Origin of the sequence: Kitasatospora sp. NPDC005751 (assembly GCF_040630835.1) — a bacterium.
In the GTDB taxonomy this organism is placed as follows: domain Bacteria; phylum Actinomycetota; class Actinomycetes; order Streptomycetales; family Streptomycetaceae; genus Kitasatospora.
This window is the reverse complement of sequence record NZ_JBEXYC010000046.1, coordinates 16,064-39,532: the sequence shown is the minus strand read 5'-3', so window position 1 is coordinate 39,532 and position 23,469 is coordinate 16,064. Positions and strand designations below refer to the sequence as shown.

17 protein-coding genes are annotated in these 23,469 nt (G+C 75.4%); 4 read left to right on the top strand and 13 right to left on the bottom strand.

Translation table 11 applies throughout. The features are described 5' to 3' along the window. Positions 1-7: 7 nt before the first annotated feature. The 4 genes from ABZ497_RS28430 to mfd form a co-directional block, all read right to left on the bottom strand. Positions 8-1,462 carry a histidine kinase gene (locus tag ABZ497_RS28430; protein ID WP_359809265.1) on the bottom strand — a complete coding sequence of 485 codons (1,455 nt, stop codon included), beginning with the start codon at positions 1,460-1,462 and terminating at the stop codon, positions 8-10. 147 nt (positions 1,463-1,609) lie between these two features. Next, positions 1,610-1,840: a hypothetical protein gene (locus ABZ497_RS28425; RefSeq protein WP_359809263.1), complete on the bottom strand. Its 231-nt coding sequence runs from the start codon at positions 1,838-1,840 to the stop codon at positions 1,610-1,612. Between the two features lie 325 nt (positions 1,841-2,165). Then, on the bottom strand, positions 2,166-2,777 hold the full coding sequence (locus ABZ497_RS28420) for a hypothetical protein (RefSeq protein ID WP_359809262.1): 612 nt from the start codon (positions 2,775-2,777) through the stop codon (positions 2,166-2,168). A gap of 208 nt (positions 2,778-2,985) precedes the next feature. After that, positions 2,986-6,615 carry a transcription-repair coupling factor gene (mfd, locus tag ABZ497_RS28415; protein WP_359809260.1) on the bottom strand — a complete coding sequence of 1,210 codons (3,630 nt, stop codon included), beginning with the start codon at positions 6,613-6,615 and terminating at the stop codon, positions 2,986-2,988. Between the two features lie 801 nt (positions 6,616-7,416). Here mfd and ABZ497_RS28410 point away from each other — a divergent pair. Next, positions 7,417-8,730, top strand: coding sequence for a nucleotide sugar dehydrogenase (locus ABZ497_RS28410; protein ID WP_359809258.1), 1,314 nt, complete (start codon positions 7,417-7,419; stop codon positions 8,728-8,730). A gap of 90 nt (positions 8,731-8,820) precedes the next feature. Here ABZ497_RS28410 and ABZ497_RS28405 read toward each other — a convergent pair whose 3' ends face one another. Beyond that, complete coding sequence (locus ABZ497_RS28405; RefSeq protein WP_359809257.1) at positions 8,821-9,222, bottom strand: beta/gamma crystallin domain-containing protein; 402 nt, start codon at positions 9,220-9,222, stop codon at positions 8,821-8,823. Positions 9,223-9,611: 389 nt separating this feature from the next. On the opposite strand from ABZ497_RS28405, the gene ABZ497_RS28400 reads away from it, so the two are divergent. Further along, the gene (locus ABZ497_RS28400) at positions 9,612-10,277 is read left to right on the top strand and encodes a hypothetical protein (RefSeq protein ID WP_359809255.1); all 666 of its coding nucleotides are present in this window, start codon (positions 9,612-9,614) and stop codon (positions 10,275-10,277) included. A gap of 61 nt (positions 10,278-10,338) precedes the next feature. On the opposite strand, the gene ABZ497_RS28395 is transcribed toward ABZ497_RS28400, so the two are convergent. The 7 genes from ABZ497_RS28395 to ABZ497_RS28365 all read right to left on the bottom strand — a co-directional run bounded on the left by ABZ497_RS28395 (position 10,339) and on the right by ABZ497_RS28365 (position 20,608). Continuing rightward, a complete protein-coding gene (locus tag ABZ497_RS28395) occupies positions 10,339-11,763 on the bottom strand; it encodes a hypothetical protein (RefSeq protein WP_359809253.1) in 1,425 nt (474 codons plus the stop codon). 265 nt (positions 11,764-12,028) lie between these two features. Beyond that, positions 12,029-14,812 (bottom strand): SUKH-4 family immunity protein, encoded by a 2,784-nt coding sequence (locus tag ABZ497_RS28390; protein ID WP_359809252.1) that lies wholly within the window; start codon positions 14,810-14,812, stop codon positions 12,029-12,031. A gap of 72 nt (positions 14,813-14,884) precedes the next feature. Next, on the bottom strand, positions 14,885-15,886 hold the full coding sequence (locus ABZ497_RS28385) for an SMI1/KNR4 family protein (RefSeq protein WP_329489328.1): 1,002 nt from the start codon (positions 15,884-15,886) through the stop codon (positions 14,885-14,887). Between the two features lie 161 nt (positions 15,887-16,047). Beyond that, positions 16,048-17,172: a DegT/DnrJ/EryC1/StrS family aminotransferase gene (locus ABZ497_RS28380; RefSeq protein WP_359809250.1), complete on the bottom strand. Its 1,125-nt coding sequence runs from the start codon at positions 17,170-17,172 to the stop codon at positions 16,048-16,050. A 133-nt stretch (positions 17,173-17,305) separates the two neighbouring features. Further along, positions 17,306-18,436, bottom strand: a complete 1,131-nt coding sequence (locus ABZ497_RS28375) for a DegT/DnrJ/EryC1/StrS family aminotransferase (protein ID WP_359809248.1) — start codon at positions 18,434-18,436, stop codon at positions 17,306-17,308. A gap of 34 nt (positions 18,437-18,470) precedes the next feature. Then, complete coding sequence (locus tag ABZ497_RS28370; RefSeq protein ID WP_359809247.1) at positions 18,471-19,451, bottom strand: NAD-dependent epimerase/dehydratase family protein; 981 nt, start codon at positions 19,449-19,451, stop codon at positions 18,471-18,473. Next, positions 19,448-20,608: a Gfo/Idh/MocA family oxidoreductase gene (locus ABZ497_RS28365; RefSeq protein ID WP_359809246.1), complete on the bottom strand. Its 1,161-nt coding sequence runs from the start codon at positions 20,606-20,608 to the stop codon at positions 19,448-19,450. Before ABZ497_RS28365 ends, ABZ497_RS28370 begins: the two co-directional genes overlap by 4 nt. 353 nt (positions 20,609-20,961) lie before the next feature. Between ABZ497_RS28365 and ABZ497_RS28360 the strand changes: the two genes are divergently transcribed. Together ABZ497_RS28360 and ABZ497_RS28355 are read left to right on the top strand one after the other, a co-directional pair. Beyond that, positions 20,962-21,423: a YwqJ-related putative deaminase gene (locus ABZ497_RS28360; protein ID WP_329489323.1), complete on the top strand. Its 462-nt coding sequence runs from the start codon at positions 20,962-20,964 to the stop codon at positions 21,421-21,423. 109 nt (positions 21,424-21,532) lie between these two features. Next, positions 21,533-22,024: an SUKH-3 domain-containing protein gene (locus tag ABZ497_RS28355; protein ID WP_329492226.1), complete on the top strand. Its 492-nt coding sequence runs from the start codon at positions 21,533-21,535 to the stop codon at positions 22,022-22,024. A 48-nt stretch (positions 22,025-22,072) separates the two neighbouring features. Here the strand turns inward: ABZ497_RS28355 and ABZ497_RS28350 are convergent, their stop codons facing one another. After that, a complete protein-coding gene (locus ABZ497_RS28350; protein WP_329489322.1) occupies positions 22,073-23,341 on the bottom strand; it encodes a histidine kinase in 1,269 nt (422 codons plus the stop codon). Positions 23,342-23,469: the final 128 nt, after the last annotated feature.

Genomic DNA, 23,469 nt, shown 5'->3' with positions numbered 1-23,469 from the left:
CCGGCGCTCACGCGATCAACGCTTCCAAGGAGATCAGTACGTCCCGTTGGAAGCAGAGCCGGTACGCATCGCCGGAACGGTCGTCGTCGAACGGCTCGGCGGTGATCGCGTAGTACTCGCACGTCACTCCTTCTCCCCGGGGTGGCGGGTTCCCCACGGACGGATGGTACGGAAACTGATGGGCAGGCAGAAACCGCTGGACCGTCGCCCGGTCCTGACCGATCCGCAGCGACGCGTAGTCCGCCGGCTCCAGCACGGCGCGGCCGGCGGTGTAGATCGTCCACCCCCGCAGGACGGCGGTCAGCGCCAGCACGGTGACCAGTGGCACCAGTACGGTCGCCGCCATCATCCGGCCCACCCGGCGGCGGGCGCGGCTGAGTTCACGGATGGGGGAGACCGGGGCGGGCCCGGGCGGCGGAGTGACGGCGGCGCCGGCGCGCGGCAGCTGGGCGAGCACCTCGAACCCGCCGCCCTCGGCGCGCGGCCCGTACCGGAAGGTGCCGCCGGCCAGTCTGACCCGCTCGGCCAGACCGATCAGCCCACGGCCGCCCGCGTTCGGTGCTGCCGGTGCTGCCGGTGCTGCTGCAGGACCCACCGGTGGCGGCCCGTTCACCACCTGGACGCGGACGCCCTCCGGCGTGTGGGCGACCCGCACGCCGACCCTCGCCTGAGGGGCGTGCTTGGCCGCGTTGGTCAGCGCCTCCTGGGTCACCCGGTACACGGCGTGCTCCACCGCGCGCGGCAGAGCGTCCGCCGGGCCCGTCATCGTCAGGCGGACGTGCAGACCGGCGGCGGCCGCCTCCTCCACCAGGTGGGCGACCCCCGCGTCGGCGGGGCCCCGGGCGGCCTCGCCCGCCGCGTCCGTCTCCTCCCGGAGGATGCCGATCACCTCGGCAAGGCGTTCCACGGCCGCTCCGGCGCCCTTGCGGATCTCCTGGGCCGCCTCCCGGTGCGCCGGGGCGAGGTCGGGTGCCAGCTTCAGGGCACCGGCCCGCAGGGCGATCAGGCTCAGGTCATGACCGAGGGCGTCGTGCATGTCCTGGGCGATCCGGGCCCGCTCCCGCAGCCGGGCCTGCTCCGCCACCAGTTGCTGCTCGCGCTCCAGCCGCTCCGCCCGCTCCCAGCCGGCCCGGACCAGTTCCTGGGACTGCCGCCAGAACCGGCCCGCCATCCAGGGCGCCATGCCCGCGCAGACCACCAGCGAGAGGAAGGACGTCCCCGGGACCATCCAGGCCGGTACCGCCAGTGCCACCGTCACCCCGCCCGCCACGACCGCGGCCAGCACCGTCACGGCCCACCGCACGCGATCCGTCCGCCACCCGGCCAGGAACGCCGTGGCGATCGCGGGCAGCGCCCACCAGATGCTCACCGCGCACGCCCCCGCGGCCACCGCCGTACCCACCAGCAGCGCCCCGTCGAGCCATCTGCTCCACCTGCTCCACCACTCACCGTTCACCCTCACGGCTACGACAGTAGGAGGCGGGCAGCAGCACCGAATCTGCCGAAAGTCATACCCGGCCCAGGCGAGCCGCCCCAGCGGGCCACGCTGCTCGCCCGACTCACGCTGCACGCGCGCAGGAAGTCGGACCCGCCGACTTCCCACTCCAGCTCAACGGGCCCGCGGCCAGGGAGCGGCACTCGTGCCGGGGGGCGTGGGGCGTTGGCGGTGCGGTGCGGTGCGGTGCGGTTGGAGGGTGTCCAGGGTCTGCCGCAGTCGGCGGACGGCCGGGTGGTGCGGGCCGTCACGGCACTCGCGGTAGAACAGGAGCTGGAGCAGCCACTGCCAGGCATTCGCGGCGTCACCGCCCGCCGCGAGTAGCGGGCCGATCCACTCCCTCACGTCGAACGCCCGTCCGGGTCGGGGCCCGGGGCGGCGCCGAGCAGGGCCCGGTACGCGGCGTGCGCCTCGGGGCCAACAGGATCGTGCGGCCGTCGTCACGGAACGTTACATTGCTGGGGCTGCAGGTCGCGGTTGGCCACGGGTACCGCGTGGCCGACGCCGCGCAGCGCCGGGCCGCCACGGCGGCCGCGCGCTCCAGGGGGCACCGCGCGTCCTCGGCGATCAGGCCGGCCAGGCTGACACCCGGTAGGCGCTGCATCACCAGGTACGGCTCGCCGTCGTCCTCCCCGGCGTCGAAGACGGTGACCAGCCGGACCGGGGTCGACTACGGGGCCGGGTACCCGTAGCCGGGCGCGGGCGACTGGGTCGGGGTCCCAAAGGGCGGGCCGTACCCGGAGACCGGTGCCTGCGGGTAGGCCGGCCCGGACACGGGCGGTTCGTACGGTGCGGCGGGCGACGGGTAGTACGCCGCCGCGGCGGGCGCCTTCGGCCGGCCCGCCTCCCAGACCGCGCGCAGGTCCATCGCCAGGAAGTGCAGCGGTGCGCCGAGCCACATCAGCACCATGGCCACCATGCCGACGGTGTCCGCAGTGGGCGCGTCGCCGGTGCCGCCGGCCACGCCCGCGCAGACCAGGTAGGTGAGGAAGAGCGCGGCGAACACCGCCGCACCGAGGATGTCGTACGCCCGGCGGCGGCGGACCGCCAGCAGCAGCGAGGGGATCATGCCGAGCAGGCCGACCGTCACCAGCGGCGTGAGGACGCACAGCACCCGGCCGAGCACCCCGTAGGGGCCGGCCGCCTCCCCGGGCCGCCGGGCCGGACCGGGCGGCGGCGGAGCGGGGTACGGCACCGTGCCCGGCGCCCCGCCGTGGGGCAGGCCACCGGGGAACGCGCCGCCGGGCGGTGGTCCGAACTGCCCGGGGTACTGCCCTGACATGTGCGCTCCTGAGCGGGTGAGGACGGCGGTCGGCCGCGGCACGGACGAACCCCGCACACCGTACCGCCCAGCACCGACCCGCCGGCGGGCTTCGCGGGCCCCGGTCCCAGGGCGAGGAGTCAGGAACGAGGATCCGCGGCACGGCAGAGAGCGGCGGCCCCCGGCGCATCGCCCGGGACCGCCGCCGCACATCCGCCGGAGCGGGCCGCTACTTCTTCGACCCCGCCAGGTCGTCGAACATCGCGGACAGGAACTCACGGCACCAGCCGAGCAGTTCCCGCCCGACCAGCGGCTTGCCACCGATCCGCCCGGTGGACGGCCGCGGCACCAGCAACTGCTGGGCGGCCGCCTTCACCTGGCTGCGCGGGTAGAGCCGGTTCAGCCGCAGCTGCTGCGACTCGCGCAGCTCCACCGGCCCGAACCGGACGTTGGCGCCGGCCAGCGTGATGTCCGCGATGCCGCACCGGCGGGCGTACAGCCGCAGCGCGGCCACCAGCAGCAGGTTCTCCACCGGCTCGGGCAACTTGCCGTACCGGTCGACCAGTTCGTCCCGGACCTGCTGGATGTCCTGCTCCGAGTTGACCGCCGCGATCGAGCGGTACGCCTGCAGCCGCAGCCGCTCGCCCGGCGCGTAGTCGTGCGGCACGTGGGCGTCCACCGGCAGCTCGATCTTGACCTCCAGCGGCTCCTCCTCCGGCTCGCCGCCGCCGGACAGCGACTCCCGGAACTCGGCCACCGCCTCGCCGACCATCCGCATGTAGAGGTCGAAGCCGACGCCCGCGATGTGCCCGGACTGCTCGCCGCCGAGCAGGTTGCCGGCGCCGCGGATCTCCAGGTCCTTCATCGCCACGTACATACCGGCGCCCATCTCGGTGTGCTGGGCGATGGTGGCCAGCCGCTCGTGCGCCGTCTCGGTCAGCGGCTTCTCCGGCGGGTACAGCATGTACGCGTAGCCGCGCTCGCGCCCCCGGCCGACCCGGCCGCGCAGCTGGTGCAGCTGGGAGAGCCCGAAGGTGTCACCGCGCTCGACGATCAGGGTGTTGGCGTTGGAGATGTCGATGCCCGACTCGACGATCGTGGTCGACACCAGGACGTCGAACTCCTTCTCCCAGAAGTCGACGACCACCTTCTCCAGCGCGGTCTCCCCCATCTGCCCGTGCGCGGTGGCGATCCGCGCCTCGGGGACGAGGTCCCTCAGCCGGGCCGCCGCCTTGTCGATCGACTCGACCCGGTTGTGGATGTAGAAGACCTGGCCCTCGCGCAGGAGTTCACGCCGGATGGCGGCCGAGATCTGCTTCTCGTCGTAGGGGCCGACGAAGGTCAGCACCGGGTGCCGCTCCTCCGGCGGGGTGGTGATGGTGGACATCTCCCGGATGCCGGTGACCGCCATCTCCAGGGTGCGCGGGATCGGCGTGGCGGACATCGTCAGCACGTCCACGTTGGCCCGCAGCTTCTTCAGCTGCTCCTTGTGCTCGACGCCGAAGCGCTGCTCCTCGTCGACGATGACCAGGCCGAGGTCCTTGAAGCGGGTCTCCGAGGAGAACAGCCGGTGGGTACCGATGACGACGTCCACCGAGCCCTCGAACAGGCCCTCCAGCACGGCCTTCGCCTCGCTGTCGGTCTGGAAGCGGGAGAGCGCCTTCACCGTCACGGGGAAGTTGGCGTACCGCTCGGCGAAGGTCGAGAAGTGCTGCTGCACCAGCAGCGTGGTCGGCACCAGCACCGCCACCTGCTTGCCGTCCTGGACGGCCTTGAAAGCCGCCCGCACCGCGATCTCGGTCTTGCCGTAGCCGACGTCGCCGCAGATCAGCCGGTCCATCGGGACGGACTTCTCCATGTCCGACTTGACCTCGGCGATGGTGGTCAGCTGGTCGGGCGTCTCCGCGTAGGGGAAGGCGTCCTCCAGCTCGCGCTGCCACGGGGTGTCCGGGCCGAAGGTGTGGCCGGGCGCGGCCATCCGGGCGGAGTACAGCTTGATCAGGTCGGCGGCGATCTCCTTGACCGCCTTCTTGGCCCGCTGCTTGGTCTTCGCCCAGTCCGCGCCACCGAGGCGGTGCAGCGTGGGGGCCTCGCCGCCGACGTACTTGGTGACCTGGTCCAGCTGGTCGGTCGGCACGAACAGCCGGTCGCCGGGGTGGCCGCGCTTGGCCGGCGCGTACTCCAGCACCAGGTACTCGCGGGTGGCCCCCTGCACCGTACGCTGCACCATCTCGACGTAGCGGCCGACGCCGTGCGCCTCGTGGACGACGTAGTCGCCGGCCGCCAGTGCCAGCGGGTCGATCGCGTTGCGGCGCCGGGAGGGCATCCGGCGCATGTCCTTGGTGGAGGACTTCTGCCCGGAGAGGTCCGTCTCGGTGATGACGGTGAGCTTGAGCGCCTCGTCGACGAAGCCGTGCTCGATCGAGCCGCAGGAGACGTAGACGACGTCCCTGGTCGGCGCCTCGCCGAGGTCGGCGACCAGCCGGGCCGGGATGCCCTCGTTGCCGAGCACCTCCGCGAGCCGGGAGGCCGGGCCGTGGCCCTCCGTCACCATGACCACCCGCCAGTCGGCGGCCAGCCGCTCCTTGGCGTCGGCGATGGCCCGGGCGGTGTCGCCCCGGTACGCCTCCACCGCGTGCATGCCCAGGGTCAGGGTGTTGACGTCGAACTCCAGCACCTCGCTGATGCTGGACTCGCTGGTCGCGAAGGGGCTGACCGACCACCAGGGGAGCCCGATCTCGGCGGCGTGCTCGCGCACCTCCGCGAGCGAGCGCAGCGAGGCGGCCGAGACGTCGATCGCCTCCAGGTCGATCGGCCGGTCCCCGCCGGCGGCGGCCGCCACCCAGGAGGCGTGCAGGAACTCCTGGCTGGTCGCCACCAGGTCGGCCGCCCGGGTGCGGACCCGCTCCGGGTCGCAGACCACGGCCACCGATCCGAGCGGGAGCACGTCCATCAGCAGTTCCATGTCGTCCACCAGGACGGGCGCCAGCGACTCCATGCCCTCGACCGCGATGCCCTCGGCGATCTTGTCCAGGATCTCGGCCAGCCCCGGCTGCTGGGCGGACAGCTCGGCGGCCCGCGCCCGCACCTCGTCGGTCAGCAGCAGCTCACGGCAGGGCGGCGCCCAGAGGCCGTGCTCGGCGATCTCCAGCGAGCGCTGGTCGGCGACCTTGAAGTACCGGATCTCCTCGACGTCGTCGCCCCAGAACTCCACCCGCAGCGGGTGCTCCTCGGTCGGCGGGAAGACGTCCAGGATACCGCCGCGGACGGCGAACTCGCCGCGCTTCTCGACCAGTTCGACCCGGGCGTAGGCGGCTGCCGACAACCGCCGGGCCACCGCCTCCAGATCGTGCGACTCACCGCGCAGGACGGCCACCGGCTCCAGCTCGGCCAGCCCCTTGACCTGCGGCTGGAGCACCGAGCGGACGGGGGCCACGATCACCTGCACCGGTCCGGCCGCCGGGTCGTCCGCCCGCGGGTGCACGATCCGGCGCAGCACCGCCAGCCGGCGGCCGACCGTGTCCGAGCGCGGCGAGAGCCGCTCGTGCGGGAGCGTCTCCCAGGCCGGGTACTCGGCGACCGTGTCGGGCGGCAGCAGCGAGCGGAGCGAGGCGGCGAGGTCCTCGGCCTCCCGGCCGGTCGCCGTGACGGCCAGCACCGGGCGGCCGCGCTCCCCGGCCGACTGCGCGGCCATCGCGCGGGCCAGCGCGGCGATGGCGAACGGCCTGGCGGCGGGCGGGCCGACCAGGTCCAGGTGGTGGCGAGCGCCGGCCGCGGTACCGATCGCGGTCGCGGCCTCGATCGCCTCGGCGAGCGCCGCGTCCCGCGCGACGACATCGAGCAGTCCGGTCAGGCTCATCAGGAGTCTCTTCTTCGTGCCGTGGCTGGTGCCGCCCGGGCGGCACCAGCCTGCCGGGGCAACGCGAACGGCCCGGCGCGCCGAGCGGCCGGGGGTCTCCAGCCTACGCCGCAGGGCCGACACGCACGCGGCGCACGGGCCCGGCGGGGCCGTGGGACGGGTGCGGCGGGCACGGGGCCGGACCGGGCCGGCGCCCGGACGGGGACGAAGCACCGGCCGCACGCTGCGGCTCCGCCTCCGCGATCCGCCACGAACTGGACATACTCCTGTCACTGGCCGTCCATGGAGATCGCGCACCATGGTGACTGTGCCCGCCGCACCCAACCGTGGGGGATGGCTGCGGAGGGCACAGTCGCACACCCGATGGGGGTCGGGGGTGCGAGGCCGGGCGACCCTGGGTGGGGGCGCCCGCCCAAGCGCCGGGAACCGTGGCGCCCTTTCCTGGAGGGCGCCACGGGTCTCGGCCTCTTTCGTGGTGCGCGGGCACCCGCTCCGCGCGCCCGTCCCCCGCCGCGCACCCCCTTTCCGCGCCCTCGCCGCACCGCGCACCCCGGCCACGCTCCCCGCCACACCGCGCCCCCGGCCACCACCCACCGGACCTCCGCGCCCGCGCGGCCACCACCCCGGCCACCACCCCGGCCACCACCACCTGAACGGCCGCCACCCGCCCGCGCGGCACGGCTCCGCCCACTTCGCCGAAAGGCCACGCGGCCCGGCGCCGCTCCCTACCCTGTGGTGAAGGCCGTGTGGGGATGCCCCGGAGGGGACCAGGGGGCGTCGCGATGGAGGGGGTTCTTCGTCATGCGCGTTGTCATCGCAGGTCAGGGGTATGTGGGGCTGCCGCTGGCGGTCCGGGCGGCCGAAGTCGGCTACCAGGTGGTCGGCTACGACGTGGACGAGCGCCGGATCAAACGGCTGGCGGTCGGCGAGTCCTACGTCGAGGACATCCCGGCACCCCGGCTGCGGCCGCTGCTGGAGAACGGCAGCTATCTGCCGTCCGCCGAGCCGGCCGACGTGGCCGGCTTCGACATCGCGGTGATCACGGTGCCGACGCCGCTGCGCGACGGGGTGCCGGACCTCTCCTACATCGAGGCCTCGGCCCGGCTGCTCGCCCAGCACCTGCGCCCGGGCGCCACCGTCGTGCTGGAGTCCACCACCTACCCGGGCACCACCGAGGAGCTGCTCGCACCCCTGCTGGAGGAGGGGTCCGGTCTGACCGCCGGCCGGGACTTCCACCTCGGCTACAGCCCCGAGCGGATCGACCCGGGCAATCCGAACTGGCGACTGGAGAACACCCCGAAAGTGGTCTCCGGCATCGACCCGGCGGCGCTGGCGGCGGTCGACGGCTTCTACGGGCGGCTGGTCGAGCGAACCGTCCCGGTCTCCTCCTGCAAGGAGGCCGAGCTGACCAAGCTGCTGGAGAACACCTTCCGCCATGTGAACATCGCGCTGGTCAACGAGCTGGCGATGTTCGCCCACGACCTCGGCATCGACGTCTGGGAGGCGATCGACGCCGCCTCCACCAAGCCGTTCGGCTATCTGCGCTTCACCCCCGGGCCGGGGGTCGGCGGGCACTGCCTGCCGATCGACCCCTCCTACCTGTCCTGGCGGGTGGAGCGGGCGCTCGGCCAGTCGTTCCGCTTCGTCGAGCTGGCCAACGACGTGAACAGCCACATGCCCGACTACGTGGTGCGCCGGCTCGCCGAGGCGCTGAACGAGCGGCAGCGCTCGGTCAAGGGCTCCCGGGTGCTGCTGCTCGGGCTCGCCTACAAGAAGAACACCGGCGACGCCCGGGAGACCCCGGCCGCCCGGGTCGCCGAGCTGCTGACCCGGATGGGCGCCGAGGTCCGGGCCGCCGACCCGCACGTGGTCGTCGGGGTGCACGTCCCCGAGCCGGTGCTCCCCGGGCAGCGGGCGGCCGAGCTGGACCCGCACGGCGACCCGTTCGCCGCCGTCCGCCGGGTCGAGGCGACTCCGGAGGAGCTGGCCGGGGCCGACGCGGTGGTGCTGCTCGCCGACCACGACGAGTTCGACTACGAGGCCGTCACCGCGCACGCCCGGTACGTGCTGGACTGCCGCCGCCGGCTCTCGGGCACGACGGTCGAGGTGCTGTAGGGCCGGTCGGCCCGCGCGAACGCGGTGCCGGGCGTCCGCACCCGCCCGGCACCGCGCACAAGGGATCCGGCCCGCCCCGGCTCCCGGTGACTACCAGCGGGACAGGTTGATGTCGTACATCGTCACCTGGTGGCCCTGGTTGCCGTTGAAGTCGTACTGCTCCCAGTTGAAGACGGTCCAGGAGCCGAGGCCACCCCCCAGATAGGTGATGACCCGGTTGTTGCCCGCGTCGATCCGGTCCACGTTGTAGATCCGGACGGACATCCAGCCGTCATTCGCGAAGCAGAGCCGGCCGCTGTAACCGTAGTTGTACACCTTCGCGAAATCGGTGCGGTTTCCGCATTCGACCTGGCTCACCGCGTTCGCGCCGGTCGTCGGCAGCAGTGCGGCGGCAGCGGCGGTGAGAACGGCGAGGGCACCGATCCGGCGGGCCAGTACATTTCCGGTGCGGCGATCCCTGCGGGGATTTGCGGGATTTGTGCGGCGAATCATGAAACCCCTCCATCGACAGCGGTTGCGACTCCAGAGATTTACATGGGGGCCAGTCGCCGAACAGCTGATTTCCGGCCAAGCCGAAACCCCCGGGACGGGCCGCCGGGCCGGGGCCGAGCGGAATGCGCTAGGGTCCGAACAAGCTTGCCGTGCCCGAGGATCGGAGCAGACGATTGGCACGTCCACCACATTTCGGACGATTCGCCGCCATCACCCTGGCGGCCGTGCTGTCGGCCATTTCCGCAGGCTGTGCCGAGGATACCGGGGGGACCGCGGTGAAATCCGCGCCAACGCCCCCCGCGATCGGCACCCCTGAACCCCCGGAATCCGGCCGCGCCGGAATGACCGGACTGCCGCTTTCCGCTTATCAGGCCAATGACCAGGTGGCCGTGAAAGAGATTCAGGCCAGGAATATGCTGGTCGTCTCCTGCATGCAGCGGGCCGGATTCACCGGTTTCGGCGGCGACGGCCTCCAGGCGGCGCAGGCCCCGGACAACGCGACGGCCCTGCCGGCCGGCGCCTGGGGGTACCTCGGGGCCGAGGCCGCCGCCGTCCAGGGGTTCCACCCCCCGAAGCGGGGGCTGCCCCGGCCCGTCTCGCCGGCGGCCGGCCCGGCCGAGGCCTACGACGCGGCCCGGGTCGACTGCGACCGGCAGGCGGCGGAACGGATCGGCTCGCCGCCGGGGCCCGGGGCCGAGCTGGTCGGCCGGCTCTTCGACGAATCGATCGGGGCGACCGGCCGCGATGCCCGGGTGGCCGCGGCGACCGGCGAGTGGTCCACCTGCATGGCCGCCGCCGGCTTCCGCGTCGACGACCCGGCGGCCCTGCCGGAGCGGTACCGGGCGGTCGCGGAGATCACCCCGGGCGAGCTGGCGACGGCCCGCGCCGACGCCGACTGCACGACCCGGAGCAATCTGGCGGGGATCTGGTTCGCCGTGCTGGCCGGCTACCAGCGGCAGCAGATCGACCGGAACGCGCAGGCCCTGACCGCCCAGCAGGAGGCGGTCAGGGCCCAGGACGCGAAACTCACCCGGCTGGTGGCCGGCGGCTCGTGAGGCCCTCACGGGGTCACGAGCCGCCGGGCCACCCGGTGCCGGGACCGGCGCTCGCGGTGCCTCAGCGCCGCCGGTTGAGGCCCACCGTGTTCGGGGTGGCGTAGTCGCTGCCGTCGTCGACGATCACGATCTTCGGAATGATCCGGGTCTCGTCCTCGGCGGGCCGGCCCGGCGCGTCGGCCGCCTCGTCGTCGGCCACCTCGTCGGCCGCGGTCGCGGCCGACCCGCTCGGCGGCGTGCTCGGCGTGCTCGGCGGCGTGCTCGGCCGGGGCGGCACCCCCGCCGGGGCGGCGGGCGCCACCGGACCGGGCGCGACCGGTCCGGGGCTGACCGGCCCGGTGGCGACCGCGCCGGCGACGGCCGGAGCGGAGTCCGCGGCCGGGGCAGCATCGTCGGGAGCGGCGTCGTCGGGAGCGGCGTGGAAGGGACCCACCGGGCCGGGAGTGACCGGCAGCACCGCGGTGGCCGCCTCGGTGACGGCCCGCTGCCCGCCGCCCACCGCGACGGTCTTGCGCAGGTTCGCCACCGCGATCTCGCCGGTGTCCGCCTCGGAGTCGACCGCCGGCGCGGGCCCGGCCGGGGTCTCGGCCGCCAGGTCGGGCTCGATCGCGCCCACCGCCGCGCCGGTGAGCGAGGCGAGGGTGCCCTTGATGTGGTCCAGGTGCTGCTGCACCGTCTCCTGCCGGGCGGCGAACTCGCGCTGCTCGCGCTCGCTCTCCGCGTTGATCCGCTCGGCCTCGCGCCGGGCCTGCTCGATCAGCTGGTCCGCCCGGGCCTGCGCCTCGGCGTCGGACTGCTTGATCTGCCCGAGCACGGTCTCCCGGTACTGCTCGGCCTCCTTGACCCGGCGCTCCGCGGTCGCCGAGATCTGGGCGTCCTCGGCGTCGGCCCGGGCCTCGGTCGCCGCGAAGGTCTCGTCGGCCTCCCGGCGCAGCTCGGCGAGCTTGGCCTCGGCCAGCTCGGAGGCCTCGGCCGCGGCGACCCGCACCTTGGCGGCGTGGGCGGTGGCGGCGTCCCGCACGGCCCGGCTCTCGCGGTCGGCGTCGGCCCGGATCGCCTCGGCCTCGGCGCGGGTCCGCTCCTCGGTGCGCCGGGCGGCCTGGTCGGCCTCGGCGCGGGTGGTGGCGGCGTACTCCTTGGCGGCCTGGCCGAGCGCCTGACCGGCCTCGTAGACCTCGTCGCGGAGGTCCTCGGCGAACCGCTCGGCGGCCTCCCGGACCGCCCGGGCCTCGTTCGCGGCCATCGTGGCCAGTCCGGCGGCCTGCTCGCTGAGCACCTGGTAGTCCGGGTCCGGAGCGTCGGCGGCGGCCTGCCGGATCTCGGCCAGCCGCCGCTCCATCTCCCGGATTCCGGCGCCCAGCACGCTCAGCCGTTCCCACGCCTCGTCCCGTTGGGCGGTGAAAACGGTCAGGGCTCGGTCGACCTGCTCGGGCGCGTAACCGCGCCGGGCAGCGGTGAAGCCGTGCTGGGGGACGGCATCGCTCATGGGCTCTTCCCCTCGTGTCGCGGGCTGCGGAGCCCATGATCGGACGGAACGGACGGATCCGGAACCGGATCCGGAAGGCGGTCCGGAATCGGACGCCGTACGGATCGGAACGCGGCGAGGAATGGACGAATAGACCCATCCTCTTGACCTATTTTGCGCAGATCAGGGCGAAACCCCAACGAGGCAGAGCCGCGACGGCACGCCGAAGGGGTCGTTCCGGACACCGGAACGACCCCTTCCACCTGCACGGATCCGCGTCGGCCCGCTACAGCAGGCCGTCCCAGAACTGCTCCAGGAGGACGGCCCACCAGGTGTCCGCCGACTGCAGGGCCGCGGGGTCGATCGCGGCGAGCTGAGCCTGGAAGTCGGTCGTCCAGCGACCGGCCTGGTCCGGGGTCAGCCCGTACCGCAGCCGCCACATCCGGCCCAGCAGGGCCAGGGCGCGAACGAACTCCGGTACACCACTGTTGACGAACCGGGGCGGCTCGCCGGTTCCGTCGATGTCCACCGCGACCACGTGCGCCGTGCCGTACTGCACGCAGAGCTGGCGGCCGTAGTCGTTGCCGAGCACCAGGTAGCCGCCGAAGTCCGGGCCGCCGGTCAGTCCGCGCTCGGCGGCCAGCTCGGCGAGCGTCGGGATCGGGCGGCCCTCCTGGGCCTGCGCCCAGAAGAAGGGTCCGAACTCGCGCGGCAGGCCCCCCCACATCAGGGTCTGCGCCACCGGCTCGGGCACGCCCTGGCGGGAGACGGCGCGCTGCTCGAAGTGGAACACGTTCGGGCCGAAGGCCTGGCTCACCTCCTGGCCGAGCTGCTGCGGTGCGATCGGCGGCAGCACCGGGACGCTGCCCGGGGCGGGCGGCGGCACCCGGAACGGGCGGACCCGCTGGGCGCCGGAGGCCAGCTGGTGCAGCTCGTCCAGGTGGTCCAGCAGCTGGGCCATGCCGGCCTGCCGGGAGTGGTGGTCCCGGCCGTAGTCGGCGGTGTGGGTGAGCCGGACGTTCGGCCAGGAGGCGGCGATCATCCGGTTGCAGTAGCCGCCCGGCAGGTCGCAGGACTCCAGCTCGGTGTAGAGCTCCAGGACCTGCTCCGGCGGGACGTTCAGCCGGCGCAGGTCCTGGAGGATCTTCCACTCCGGGTGCGGGGTGCCGGGCTCGCTGCGGTGCAGCAGCTTCTGCTCCGAGCCGTCCGGGCCGCGGTAGCTGAGCGCGGCGAAGTAGCCGGGGCCGACGGCCGGCACACCGGGCGGCACCGGGGCGCCCTGCGGCGGACCGGGGACCGGCGCCGGGGCGGCGGCCGGGGCGGGAGCCGGGGCGGCCGGCGAGGCCGCGCCGGGGTAGCCGTAGCCGGCCGCGCCGGGGCCGGGCGGGGGCGGCACGGCCGGGCCGCCGGACGGCGGGGTGCCGGGATCGGCCGGGGCACCGCCCAGCAGCGCCGGGTCGATCGCTCCCGCCAGCTGGGTGCGCTCGTACGCGACCCCGCCCGCGGGCGGGCCGGCGGCGGGTGGCGCGGGCGGGGCCGCGGGGCCGCGCAGGCCGGCCGGCGGCGGGGGCGGCGGGGCACCGGCCGCGCCGCGACCGCCCGCGGCCGCGGCGGGGGCACCCGCGCCCGAGGACTGCCGCAGGCCGCCCGGCGGGGGCGGCGGCGGGGCGGCGGCCGCGCTCCGGCCGAGCGAGACCGGTGCTCCGCCCGGAGCGGCCGTGCCGCCGCGCAGGGCGGCCGGCGGGGGCGGCGGCGGGGCGGCCGCCGCGCTCCGGCCGCGCGCCCCGTGCGACGCGTCGGGCGCCGGAGCGGGCGCGCCGGGGGCACCGGGGGCACCGGGCAGGCCCATCAGGCCGGGCATCGCGTCCGGCGAGGCCAGCATGGTCGCGGCGTGTTCGACACCGGGGCCGCCCGGCGGGATCGCCGGGCCGCCGGGAGCCGGCGCGCCCGGACCGGGGGCACCGGGCAGGCCCATCAGGCCGGGCATCGCGTCCGGCGAGGCCAGCACGGTCGGGGCCTGTTCGGCCGACGGCGGCACCGGCGCGGCCGGCGCACCGGGGGCCGGGGCGCCCGGGCCCGGGGCACCGGGCAGCCCCATCAGGCCGGGCATCGCGTCCGGCGGCGCCAGCACCGTCGGGGCGGGCTCGACCGCCGGAGCGGCGGCGGGGGGCACCGGGGCCATCCCGTAGCCGCCCTCGGGCAGCAGCACGGTGGCCGCCTCGGCGCCGGGCCGCGGCTCGCCGGCCAGACCGGCGCCGTTGGTCCGCAGACCGTCGGGCAGCAGCACGGTCGCCGCCTCGGCACCGGCGGCCGGCGGGGACGGGACGGGCGGCGCGGGCGGGGCGAGCGGCGTGGCGGGCACCGGCGGGGCGACCGCCGGCGCGGCCGGGGGCGGGCCGCCCTGGCCGGGCGGCGGGGCGAGCATGGTCGGCGCGTCCCCGGCCGGCCGCTCGGAGACCGGCGGCGTGGTCAGCACGGCGGGTGCCGGCGGCACCGGCGGCGCCTCGGAGCCGGCCGGACCGGCCGGACCGACCGGAGCGACCGGAGCGACCGGAGCGACCGGAGCGGCCGGAGCGGCGGCGGGTGCCGGAGCCGGCGGGGCCGGATGCGCGGGCGCCGGGGCGCCGAGCCGGTCGGCCTCGGCGGCGATCGCCGCGGCCCCCGCCTCCTGGAGCCACTGCGGCGGGCTGAGCAGGAAGGACGTCGCCTCCACCGGCCCGGGCGCGGGCCTGGCCGCCCCGGCCGGATTGGCCGCGACCGGCCGTCCGTAGACCTCCTCGTACTGCCGGACCACCTCGTTGACCGGCAGCGCCGGCCAGAGTGTGCTGGCGCCGGAGTCCCGGGCGATCACCAGCCGCGCCTCACCCGCCGAGCCGCCCGGGGCCGCCGAGCCCTCGGAACCGTCCGCCGGGCCGCCGGAGCCACCGGCCGCGCCCTCCGCGGGCTGCACCGCCCAGCAGACGAAGCCCAGGTCGAACTCCCGGACCCGTACCTCGCGCTGCTGCGGACGCGGCACCCCGCCGTTGATCCACTCGTCGGCGAGCTCCTGCGCCTGCGTGTACGTCACCACGCCCGGTTCACCCCTGTCCCCTTCGTCCCCGCTTGTTCCGCTACCACCGTCGCCGCAGCCGTACGGGCCACGTCAGCCCACCGGCACGGCGCGGGCGAACCCGCCGTCCACCATCAGCTCCGCGACCGTCTCCAGTTCCGGTGGACTGCCGGCCAGCCGGAGCAGGAAGTCGTCGAAGTCCTCGCCGCAGGGCAGCAGCAGCCGGGCGACCCGCTCCTCGGGCGCCTCGGGGGCGCCGCCGTCACGGGCGTCGTCGTAGAGGCAGAACCAGACCGAGCCGGCCCGGTCGCCGCGCACCTTGAGCGCCACGATGCCGCCCTGGGCGTAGGCGATGCCCAGGTAGTCCTTGGTGAGGTGGTCGCGCAGGCACTTGTTGGCGTAGACGACGTCCTCCGTCCCGTACTCCTCGCTGAGGGTCAGGAACGGCTGGTCGAGCAGCAGCCCCAGCTCGGGGTCGAGCGCCACACCGACCGGGGCCCGGCCGCCGGCCAGCTTGAGGAAGGTCCGGTACGCGCCGGGCAGCCGATAGCCGAGGCGCTCCTCGGCCCGCTGCACCAGGTCCTCGGGGACGCCGATCGGGTCGCCGCCGTCCCGGGCGAGCGAGAAGTGCACCGGCCGGCGCTCCTGCAAGGGGCGGGTGCCGCGGCGGGTGTGGTCCGCGGTGGAGGTGGCCAGGCCGCCGTGGTGCCGCAGCAGCGCCTTCACCTCGACCGGGACGAGCTCCATCCGCCGCCAGCCGGGCGCGGCCCGGCCGACCGCGTGGTGCCAGGTCCAGCCGGGCGGGGTGGCCACGGCGGTCTCCAGGTCGGCCCAGAGCGGATGGCCCTGGGTGAACTGCGCGGCATTGGCCGAGACGTAGTCCGTCAGCCGCAGTTCGTCGACGCCGAAGCCCTCCGGCGGATCGGCCACCTCGGCCGCGGCCGCCGCGTACGGACCGAAGTCCGGGTGACCGTGCTCGTCCACCCTGACCCCGGCGGGGTGCCGCTCCGCGCGGACCGGGTCCGGGAACTGCACCACCTGACCTGCGTACGCCGCGTTGGGCGCGGCGGCGACGCCGGGCCGACCTGTCGTCATCTGGGAGCCCCCACTGGCTGCTGCAAATTCGGTGCGCTTGCTGGACACCAGCGTAGGGGGTCCCCCCGGGCCCCGACCCCCCGCCCGGGCACACCGGACAGCCCGCGGGCCACGGGCGGGGAGCACGGCCGCGGGCCCGGACCGCGCCGGCCCGCCGGGGCTCAGGCGGCGAGCGCCTTGGCCAGCGTCTCCACGACGCGTTCCTGCTGGGCCGCGGTGATGTGCGGGTGGAGCGGCAGGGTGAGCAGCTCCCGGGCGGCCCGCTCGGCGACCGGGAACGCGCCCGCGCCGTGGCCGAGTTGCCGGAACGCCGGCTGGAGGTGGACGGGTACCGGGTAGTGGACGCCGGCGCCGATGCCCGTGGCCTGCAGCGCGGCCAGCACCGCGTCCCGGTCCCGGCCGGGCCCGATCCGCACCGCGTACAGGTGCCAGACGTGCTCGTTGCCGGGCGCGGTCCGCGGCGGGGTGAGGCCGTCGATCCCGGCCAGCAGCCGGTGGTAGCGCTCGGCGGCGGCCCGGCGGGCCTCGTTCCAGGCGGGCAGCCGGCGCAGCTTGGCCCGCAGCACGACGGCCTGCAGCGCGTCCATCCGGGAGTTGAAGCCGAACCGCTCGTGCTCGTACTTGCGGCCCGAGCCGTGGTCGCCGATCAGCCGGACGGCGGCCGCCAGGGCGTCGTCGTCGGTGACGACGGCGCCCGCGTCCCCGTACGCGCCGAGGTTCTTGCCGGGGTAGAAGCTGGTGGCGGAGACCAGCCCGTGGAGGGCGCGGCCGTGCTGCCGGGCGCCCTGGGACTGCGCGGCGTCCTCCACCACCGGCCGGCCGGCGGCCAGCTCCAGCAGCGGGCCCATCGGGGCGAGCTGCCCGTTGAGGTGGACGGGCAGCAGCGCGACGGCGCCGGGCAGCGCGTCCGCCACGCGCTCGGGGTCGATCAGCAGGTGGTCCGGGTCGGCGTCGACCAGCACCGGGCGCAGCCCGGCCCGGACCACGGCCTCCGCGGTGGCGACGAAGGTGTTGGCGGGGAGCACCACGCCGCCGCCGGGCGGCAGGTCGAGGGCGCGCAGCGCCAGTTCGAGCGCGTCGGTGCCGTTGGCGGCGCCGACGCAGTGCCGGGCGCCGGAGAAGGCCGCGTACTCCGCCTCGAAGCCGGCCGTCTCGGGGCCCTTGACGTAGCCGCCGGTGGCGAGCACCCGGTCGAAGCCGGCCCGGACCTCGGCCTCCACCTCGGCGTGCGCGGCCTTCAGGTCCACCAGCGGAACCGGCTCGTCGACGGGCTGATCGGTGCTCATCCTGGTCTCCCCCTGGGGTGTCTCGGCGGATCGGAGCGGGCGGACGGCGGCGACGGCCCGGCCCCGGGCGGTGGCCGTGGCCGTGGACGTGGACTGGCCGTGGACGTGGACGGGCGGGGCCGGCCGGGCCGGTTCAGCCGAGCGCCGCGCGCACGGCCCCGACCACCCGGTCCTGCTGCCGCTCGGTGAGCGCGTGGTAGAGCGGCAGGATCAGCGAGCGGCCGGTGAGCAGCTCGGTGGCGGGCAGCGGCACCCGGGCGGTGCCCTGGTACGGGGCCTCCAGATGGGCCGCCATGATGCCGCGCCGGGCGCAGACGCCGGCGGCGGCGAGGTCGGCGAGCACCGCCCCGCGGTCGGGGGCGGTGTCCGGGAGCAGCAGCCAGCAGGACTGGTAGTTGGTGCTGCCGTGCGCCGGGTCGGCCACCAGTCGGCCGCCGGCGCCGGCCAGCAGCTCCCGGTACCGCTCGGCGAGTTCGCGCCGCCGGGCGACCATGGCCGGCAGCTTGCGCAGCTGCACCAGGCCGATCGCCGCCTGGATGTCGGTCATCCGGTAGTTGAAGCCGATCTCGTCGTACGTCTCCAGCCGGCCGGCGCCGTCCTTCGCGGCGTGCCGGTCGGCGGCCGAGACGCTCATCCCGTGCTCGCGCAGCCGGCGCAGCCGGGCGGCGAGCGCGCCGTCCTGGCAGGTGACCATGCCGCCCTCACCGGTCGTGAGCAGCTTGCGCGGGTGGAAGGAGTAGGCGGCCAGCGCCGCCGTGCCGCCCACCGGCCGGCCCCGGTGGACGGAGCCGGCCGCGCAGGCGGCGTCCTCGACCACGGTGGCCCCGCGCGGTTCGACCAGCGCGCGGAGCCCGTCCAGGTCGACCGGGACGCCCCCCTGGTCGACCGCGATCACGGCCCTGGTCCGCTCGGTGAGCAGGGGTTCGACGGTGGCGGCGGTGAGGTTGCCGGTGGTGACGTCCACGTCGGCGAAGACCGGGACGGCGCCGACGTAGGTGACGGCGTTGGCGGTGGCGACGAAGGAGAACGAGGGGACGACGACCTCGTCCCCCGGCCCGACCCCGGCGCCGATCAGCGCCAGGTGCAGGGCGGTGGTGCAGGAGGAGACCGCGACGGCGTGCGGTACCCCGAGGTGCTCGGCGAAGGCCTGCTCGAACTCGGCGACCCGGGGGCCCTGGGCCACCCAGCCGGAGCGGACGGCCTCGGCGGCGGCGAGGGCCTCCTCCTCGCCGAGCCAGGGGATCATGACGGGGATGGTGGACACAGGTGTACTCCGAACTGCCGTGCAGACGAGGGGACTACTGCTCGCGCCACCAGGCGACCAGCCTGCGCAGGCCGTCGTCGAGGCCCAGTTCGGGCTTCCAGCCGAGGTCGCGTTCGGCGGCGGTGATGTCCGCCAGGCGCCGGACCACGCCGCCGGCGGTGCCCCGGGCGGGGCCGTGCTCGACGTCGAGGTCGGTGCGGTCCATCGCGGTGAGCAGGGCGTCGGCCAGCCCGCGCAGCGAGACCTCGGTGCTGCTGGCGATGTTGTAGACCCGGTCGGTGACGGGCGCCGCGGCGGCCAGCAGGTTGGCCCGGGCGATGTCCTCGGTGTAGACGAAGTCCATGGTCTGCGCGCCGTCGCCGAAGATCAGCGGCGGCTGCCCGGCGGCGATCCGCTCCATCCAGCGGATGAACACCTCGGTGTACTTGCCGTGGACGTCCATCCGGGGCCCGTACACGTTGAAGTACCGGAGCGCGACGTAGTCCAGGCCGGCCATCGCGTGGAAGCTGCGCAGCAGGCCCTCGTTGAAGACCTTGGCCGCCCCGTACAGGGTGTCGTTGTGGTACGGGTGCTGGGTCTCCGGCGTCGGGAAGACGTCGGCGAGGCCGTAGACGGAGGCGGTGGAGGAGGCGATCACCTTGCCGACGCCGACCTCCGCGGCGGCCTCGACCACGTCGAAGGTGCCGTCCACCATGATCTCCAGGGCCAGCCTGGGCTCGGTGGCGCACTGGGTGATCCGGATCGCGGCCAGGTGGAACAGCAGGTCGGTGCCGGGGCCCAGCAGCTCGCGCAGCAGGCCGCGGTCGCGGATGTCGCCGTCCACCACCCGCAGCTGCCCGGGTGCGGCGATCTCGCGGGCGTACGCCAGGTTGGCCGCCCGGCCGCGGACGAAGTTGTCGAGCACGACCACCTCGCGGGCGCCCGCCGCGATCAGCTGGTCGACCACGGTGGAGCCGATGGTGCCGGCCCCGCCCGTGACCAGGCAGCGGGAGCCCTCGATCTGTACAGCGTTCACCGCGCGGCGGCCCTCTCGTTCGCGTCGGACAGTTCGTCGGGACCGGCGCCGACCGGGACGGTGGCGCCGCCGAGCTCCAGGCTGAGCGAGGCGGCCTCCAGCAGCTGCAGCACGCGCAGTCCGGCCCGGCCGTCGGTGAGCGGGGCCCGGCCCTCGGTGATGGCGGCGGCGAACTCGGCCATCACGTTGCGCAGCGCCTCCTGCTCGACCAGCGCGGGCGCGACCATCTCGCCCACCCGGTAGGAGATCAGCGTCTGGTGGCGGATCGCGTCGGTCAGCTCGTCGGGCGGGGTGAGGTCCACACCGCGGTCGTGCACCGCGAGCCGGGCCTGCGGGTTGAGGTCGTCCCAGACCAGGGTGCGCCGCGAGCCGCCGATGAGCGTCGTGCGGACCTTCGTCGGGGAGAGCCAGTTGACGTGGCAGTGCGCCAGCGCGCCGTTGCTCAACCGGACCGTCAGATAGGCCACGCAGGCCCGGCCGGCCCCGATCGGGTCGGCGCCCTGGGCGGAGACCCCGATCGGTTCGACGCCCGGTGGCAGGACGAAGTCCAGGATGGACAGGTCGTGCGGGGCGAGGTCCCAGAGCACGTCCACGTCCGGCTGGACCAGCCCGAGGTTGATCCGCACCGAGTCGAAGAACTGGACGTCGCCGATCTCCCCGCCGTGCACCAGCTCGCGGATCCGGCGCACCACGGGCGTGTAGCAGAAGGTGTGGTCGCACATCAGCACCAGGCCGCGCTCCTCGGCGAGCGCCACCAGCTCGGCGGCCTCCGCGGCGGAGGTGGTGATCGGCTTCTCCACCAGGACGTGCTTGCCCGCCTCCAGCGCGGCCCGGGCCAGCCGGTAGTGCGCGGCGGCCGGGGTGGCGACCGCGACCGCGCCGACCCGCTCGTCCGCGAGCACCTGGGCGAACGAGGTGGTGGACCGGACGGTGCTGTACTCGCCCAGCACCCGGCGGGACCTGGCTTCGTCCAGGTCGCAGAGCCAGTGCAGGCGCAGCGCCGGCGTCTGCTGCGCGTTGCGGACCAGGTTCGGGCCCCAGTAGCCGGCGCCGACCACCGCGATCCCGATCGGGTGCGCGGGCGCGGGCTGCGGCGGCGCGCCCGGGGTGGCCACGTGCTCGCCGGGCGCCTCGTTCGCGGTTTCCGACCCCGTCATCGCAAGACCCCCCTTGCTCGACGCCGGGGCGCCCTTGCCCCGACGGCCTCAACGGCCAGACCGAGCAGAGGAGTTGCCGCACCGGCCGATCAACCCCCCAGGGACCGGCCACCCCCTTGGCTCGCTGCTGGAACGCTACCGGCCGCCGCCCCCGGCCGGAGGCGGATTCGGGAAACCCGGGGACGAGTCGTGACGACGGCGTGCGGATCCGGCCGACACGGCGTGCCCACCGGCCCGCCGGTGGCCGGCCGTCGCCCCCCGGTTGTACGGATGTCGGTGCCATTTGACAGGCTTGCCCCGGACTGACCCCACACGGTCCCGTCACCGGCGGACGAACAGGAGGAGGACGACGTATGACCACCGGCGAACCGGCCGGCCCGCCCGTGCTGCGCCACTTCCGCGACAGCCTGCTGCCCGCCGTCGCCGCCGCCCTGTCGCTGAAGGGCGGCGAGGTGCACACCCTGGCGGGCGACAAGCCCGCCCGGCGCCCGGCCCTGCATCCCCTGGTGGCCGACTTCCTGGACGCGCTGCCGCTGGAGCACCGCGAGCGCTTCACCGGCCGCTGCCCGGAGGCCGTCCTGCTCTCCCAGTACCTGGCCGTCGTGGACGCCAAGCGCTCCAAGCGCGCCGCCCGCAAGCCGCTGGGCCTGCCCGAGGCCCGCAAGGCGCTCAAGGGCTCGCGGCTGACCACCGTACGGATCCGCGAGGAGCACGACCCGGCGCACGGCACCCACGCCCCGCCCTGCCGCTCCTGCGTACCGCTGCTGGAGCACTTCGCCGTGCGGAGCGTCGCGGTCGGGCCGCCCGCCCGCTGACCGCGCACCCGCGTACGCCCCCGTCCCCGAGCCGCCGGAGCCCGCCCTGAACCCGCCCAGTCCGCCCAGTCCGCCGCTGCCCCCGCCGAGCACGTCCGGTGGGTCCGCCCTGCGCAGCCGCCCGCGCTTTCCGGCCGATGTCGCCGCCGAACTCAAGGCGGCCGGATGGCACCCCGGCCGCTGGCAGATCCGCCAGGCCGAGGAGTGGGCCGACGCCCTGGCGGCGTACGGCGGCCCGGCCGGCGTCGGTCACGCGGTGTTCCCGGCCGCGGTGGAGGCCTGGGCCGAGTTCGGCGGCCTCGCCTTCGACCTCGACGGCCCGGGGCGCCAGCTGGCCCGGACGCCCTTCCTGGTGGACCCGCTCTGCGGGCTCCACCAGCCGCGCACCCTGGCCGACCTCGGCCGCGCCCTGGACACCCGGCTCGCCCCGCTCGGCGAGGAGGCGTACGGCCAGGCCCTGCTGGCGGTGGACGAGGAGGGCCGGGTCTACAGCCTGGACCACACCGGGGAGTGGTTCCTCGGCCACGGCGTCGACCAGGCGATCAGCACCCTCGTCCTCGGTACCGCGCCCGAGCGGCTGCGCACCGCCGACGAGGGCTGAGCGCTCCGGCCCGGGCCGCGCCGGGCGGACGCCGCCCGGCCGGCGGCCTCACCCCAGCCGGTCGGCCCGGACGGCCAGCCTGGACGGCAGCACCGCCTCGACCCGGAAGCCCCCGTCCGCCTCCGGCCCCGCCGAGAAGGTGCCGCCCAGCGCGACCACCCGCTCCCGCATCCCGATCAGCCCGTTGCCCCCGCTGGGCAGCGCCGCCGCCGTCCGCTCGCCGCCCGGACAGGCGTTCACCACGCTGACCCGCACGCCGTTGGGCGCGTAGGCGAGCAGCACGGCGACCTGCGCGCCACCGGCGTGCTTGTGCGCGTTGGTCAGGCCTTCCTGCACCACCCGGTACGCGGTCTGCTCGGCCTCGGTGGTGAACTCCTGGCGGCTGCCGCTGACGGTCAGGGTGACGGCCATCCCGGCCGCCCTCGACTGGTCGACCAGCCGGGGCAGCGCGACCAGCGAGTCCGGCTCCGGCGCGCTGTCGTCCGACATCCGCAGCACCCCGAGGATCTCGCGCAGTTCGTTCAGCGCCTGCCTGCCGACCTCCCCCATCAGCTTGGCGCTCTGGGCCGCCCGCTCCGGGTCCTTCGCCACGATCCGCTCCAGCGCCCCGGCGTGCACCACCATCAGCGACACCCGGTGGGCCACCACGTCGTGCATCTCCCGGGCGATCCTGGTCCGCTCCTCCAGCCGGGCCCGGCGGGCACGCTCACGGGCCTGCTCGGCCAGCAGGTCCAGCTCGGTCTCCAGGCCGTGCGCGCGGTCCTTGAGCGACTCGATCAGCCGCCGCCGCGCGCCCACGTACAGGCCGGTGACCACCGGCGGCACGGTCAGGCCGACGGCCACCAGCACCGACAGCAGCACCTGCCCCCAGAGCGGCGGCTGCTCCACCGTCAGGTCGGAGGGGGTGAGCATGGACACCAGCATCACGCCGACCGCCTCGGCGAAGGCCAGGGCGGACAGCGCCACCACCCGCCGGCGCCGGCTCGGCCACTCCCAGGTCTCCGCGAGCGTGTAGAGCGACACCGTCAGCAGCACCACGCCCAGCATCCCGGGCATCGCCACCAGGGCCACCAGCACCGGCACCGCCGGCCAGCGCCGCCGCAGCACCAGCGTGGCGCCGGCCGCCGCGCCGAACAGCGCGACCCCGACGATGGCCACCACGCCCAGGTGGACCCGGGGCGCCAGGAAGGCGACCGCGCTGGCCGCGCACTCCAGCGCCGCCAGCGCCGCCAGCCCGATGTCCAGGAGAGCGCTGCGCCGGCGCTCCCACCACCAGAACGACCGGTCCCGCTCGCGCTCCCCAGGCGACTTGCTCATAGCCCCACAGCCTAAGCGTGAACCCCGACCCGTCCCCACCCGGTTCCGCCCCGACACCCGTGCGGGCCTTCAAGTGGTCCAGACCACCTGAACCGGCTGTGATCTTGTCCGCCATCCGGCCACCTCGC

Coding starts and splice junctions, on each gene's coding strand:
- ABZ497_RS28385 (WP_329489328.1), bottom strand. CDS start 15,886: ATGACGACAGGTCGGCCCGGCGTCGCCGCCGCGCCCAACGCGGCGTAC.
- ABZ497_RS28360 (WP_329489323.1), top strand. CDS start 20,962: ATGACCACCGGCGAACCGGCCGGCCCGCCCGTGCTGCGCCACTTCCGC.
- ABZ497_RS28420 (WP_359809262.1), bottom strand. CDS start 2,777: ATGTCAGGGCAGTACCCCGGGCAGTTCGGACCACCGCCCGGCGGCGCG.
- ABZ497_RS28380 (WP_359809250.1), bottom strand. CDS start 17,172: ATGAGCACCGATCAGCCCGTCGACGAGCCGGTTCCGCTGGTGGACCTG.
- mfd (WP_359809260.1), bottom strand. CDS start 6,615: ATGAGCCTGACCGGACTGCTCGATGTCGTCGCGCGGGACGCGGCGCTC.
- ABZ497_RS28405 (WP_359809257.1), bottom strand. CDS start 9,222: ATGATTCGCCGCACAAATCCCGCAAATCCCCGCAGGGATCGCCGCACC.
- ABZ497_RS28350 (WP_329489322.1), bottom strand. CDS start 23,341: ATGAGCAAGTCGCCTGGGGAGCGCGAGCGGGACCGGTCGTTCTGGTGG.
- ABZ497_RS28395 (WP_359809253.1), bottom strand. CDS start 11,763: ATGAGCGATGCCGTCCCCCAGCACGGCTTCACCGCTGCCCGGCGCGGT.
- ABZ497_RS28410 (WP_359809258.1), top strand. CDS start 7,417: ATGCGCGTTGTCATCGCAGGTCAGGGGTATGTGGGGCTGCCGCTGGCG.
- ABZ497_RS28365 (WP_359809246.1), bottom strand. CDS start 20,608: ATGACGGGGTCGGAAACCGCGAACGAGGCGCCCGGCGAGCACGTGGCC.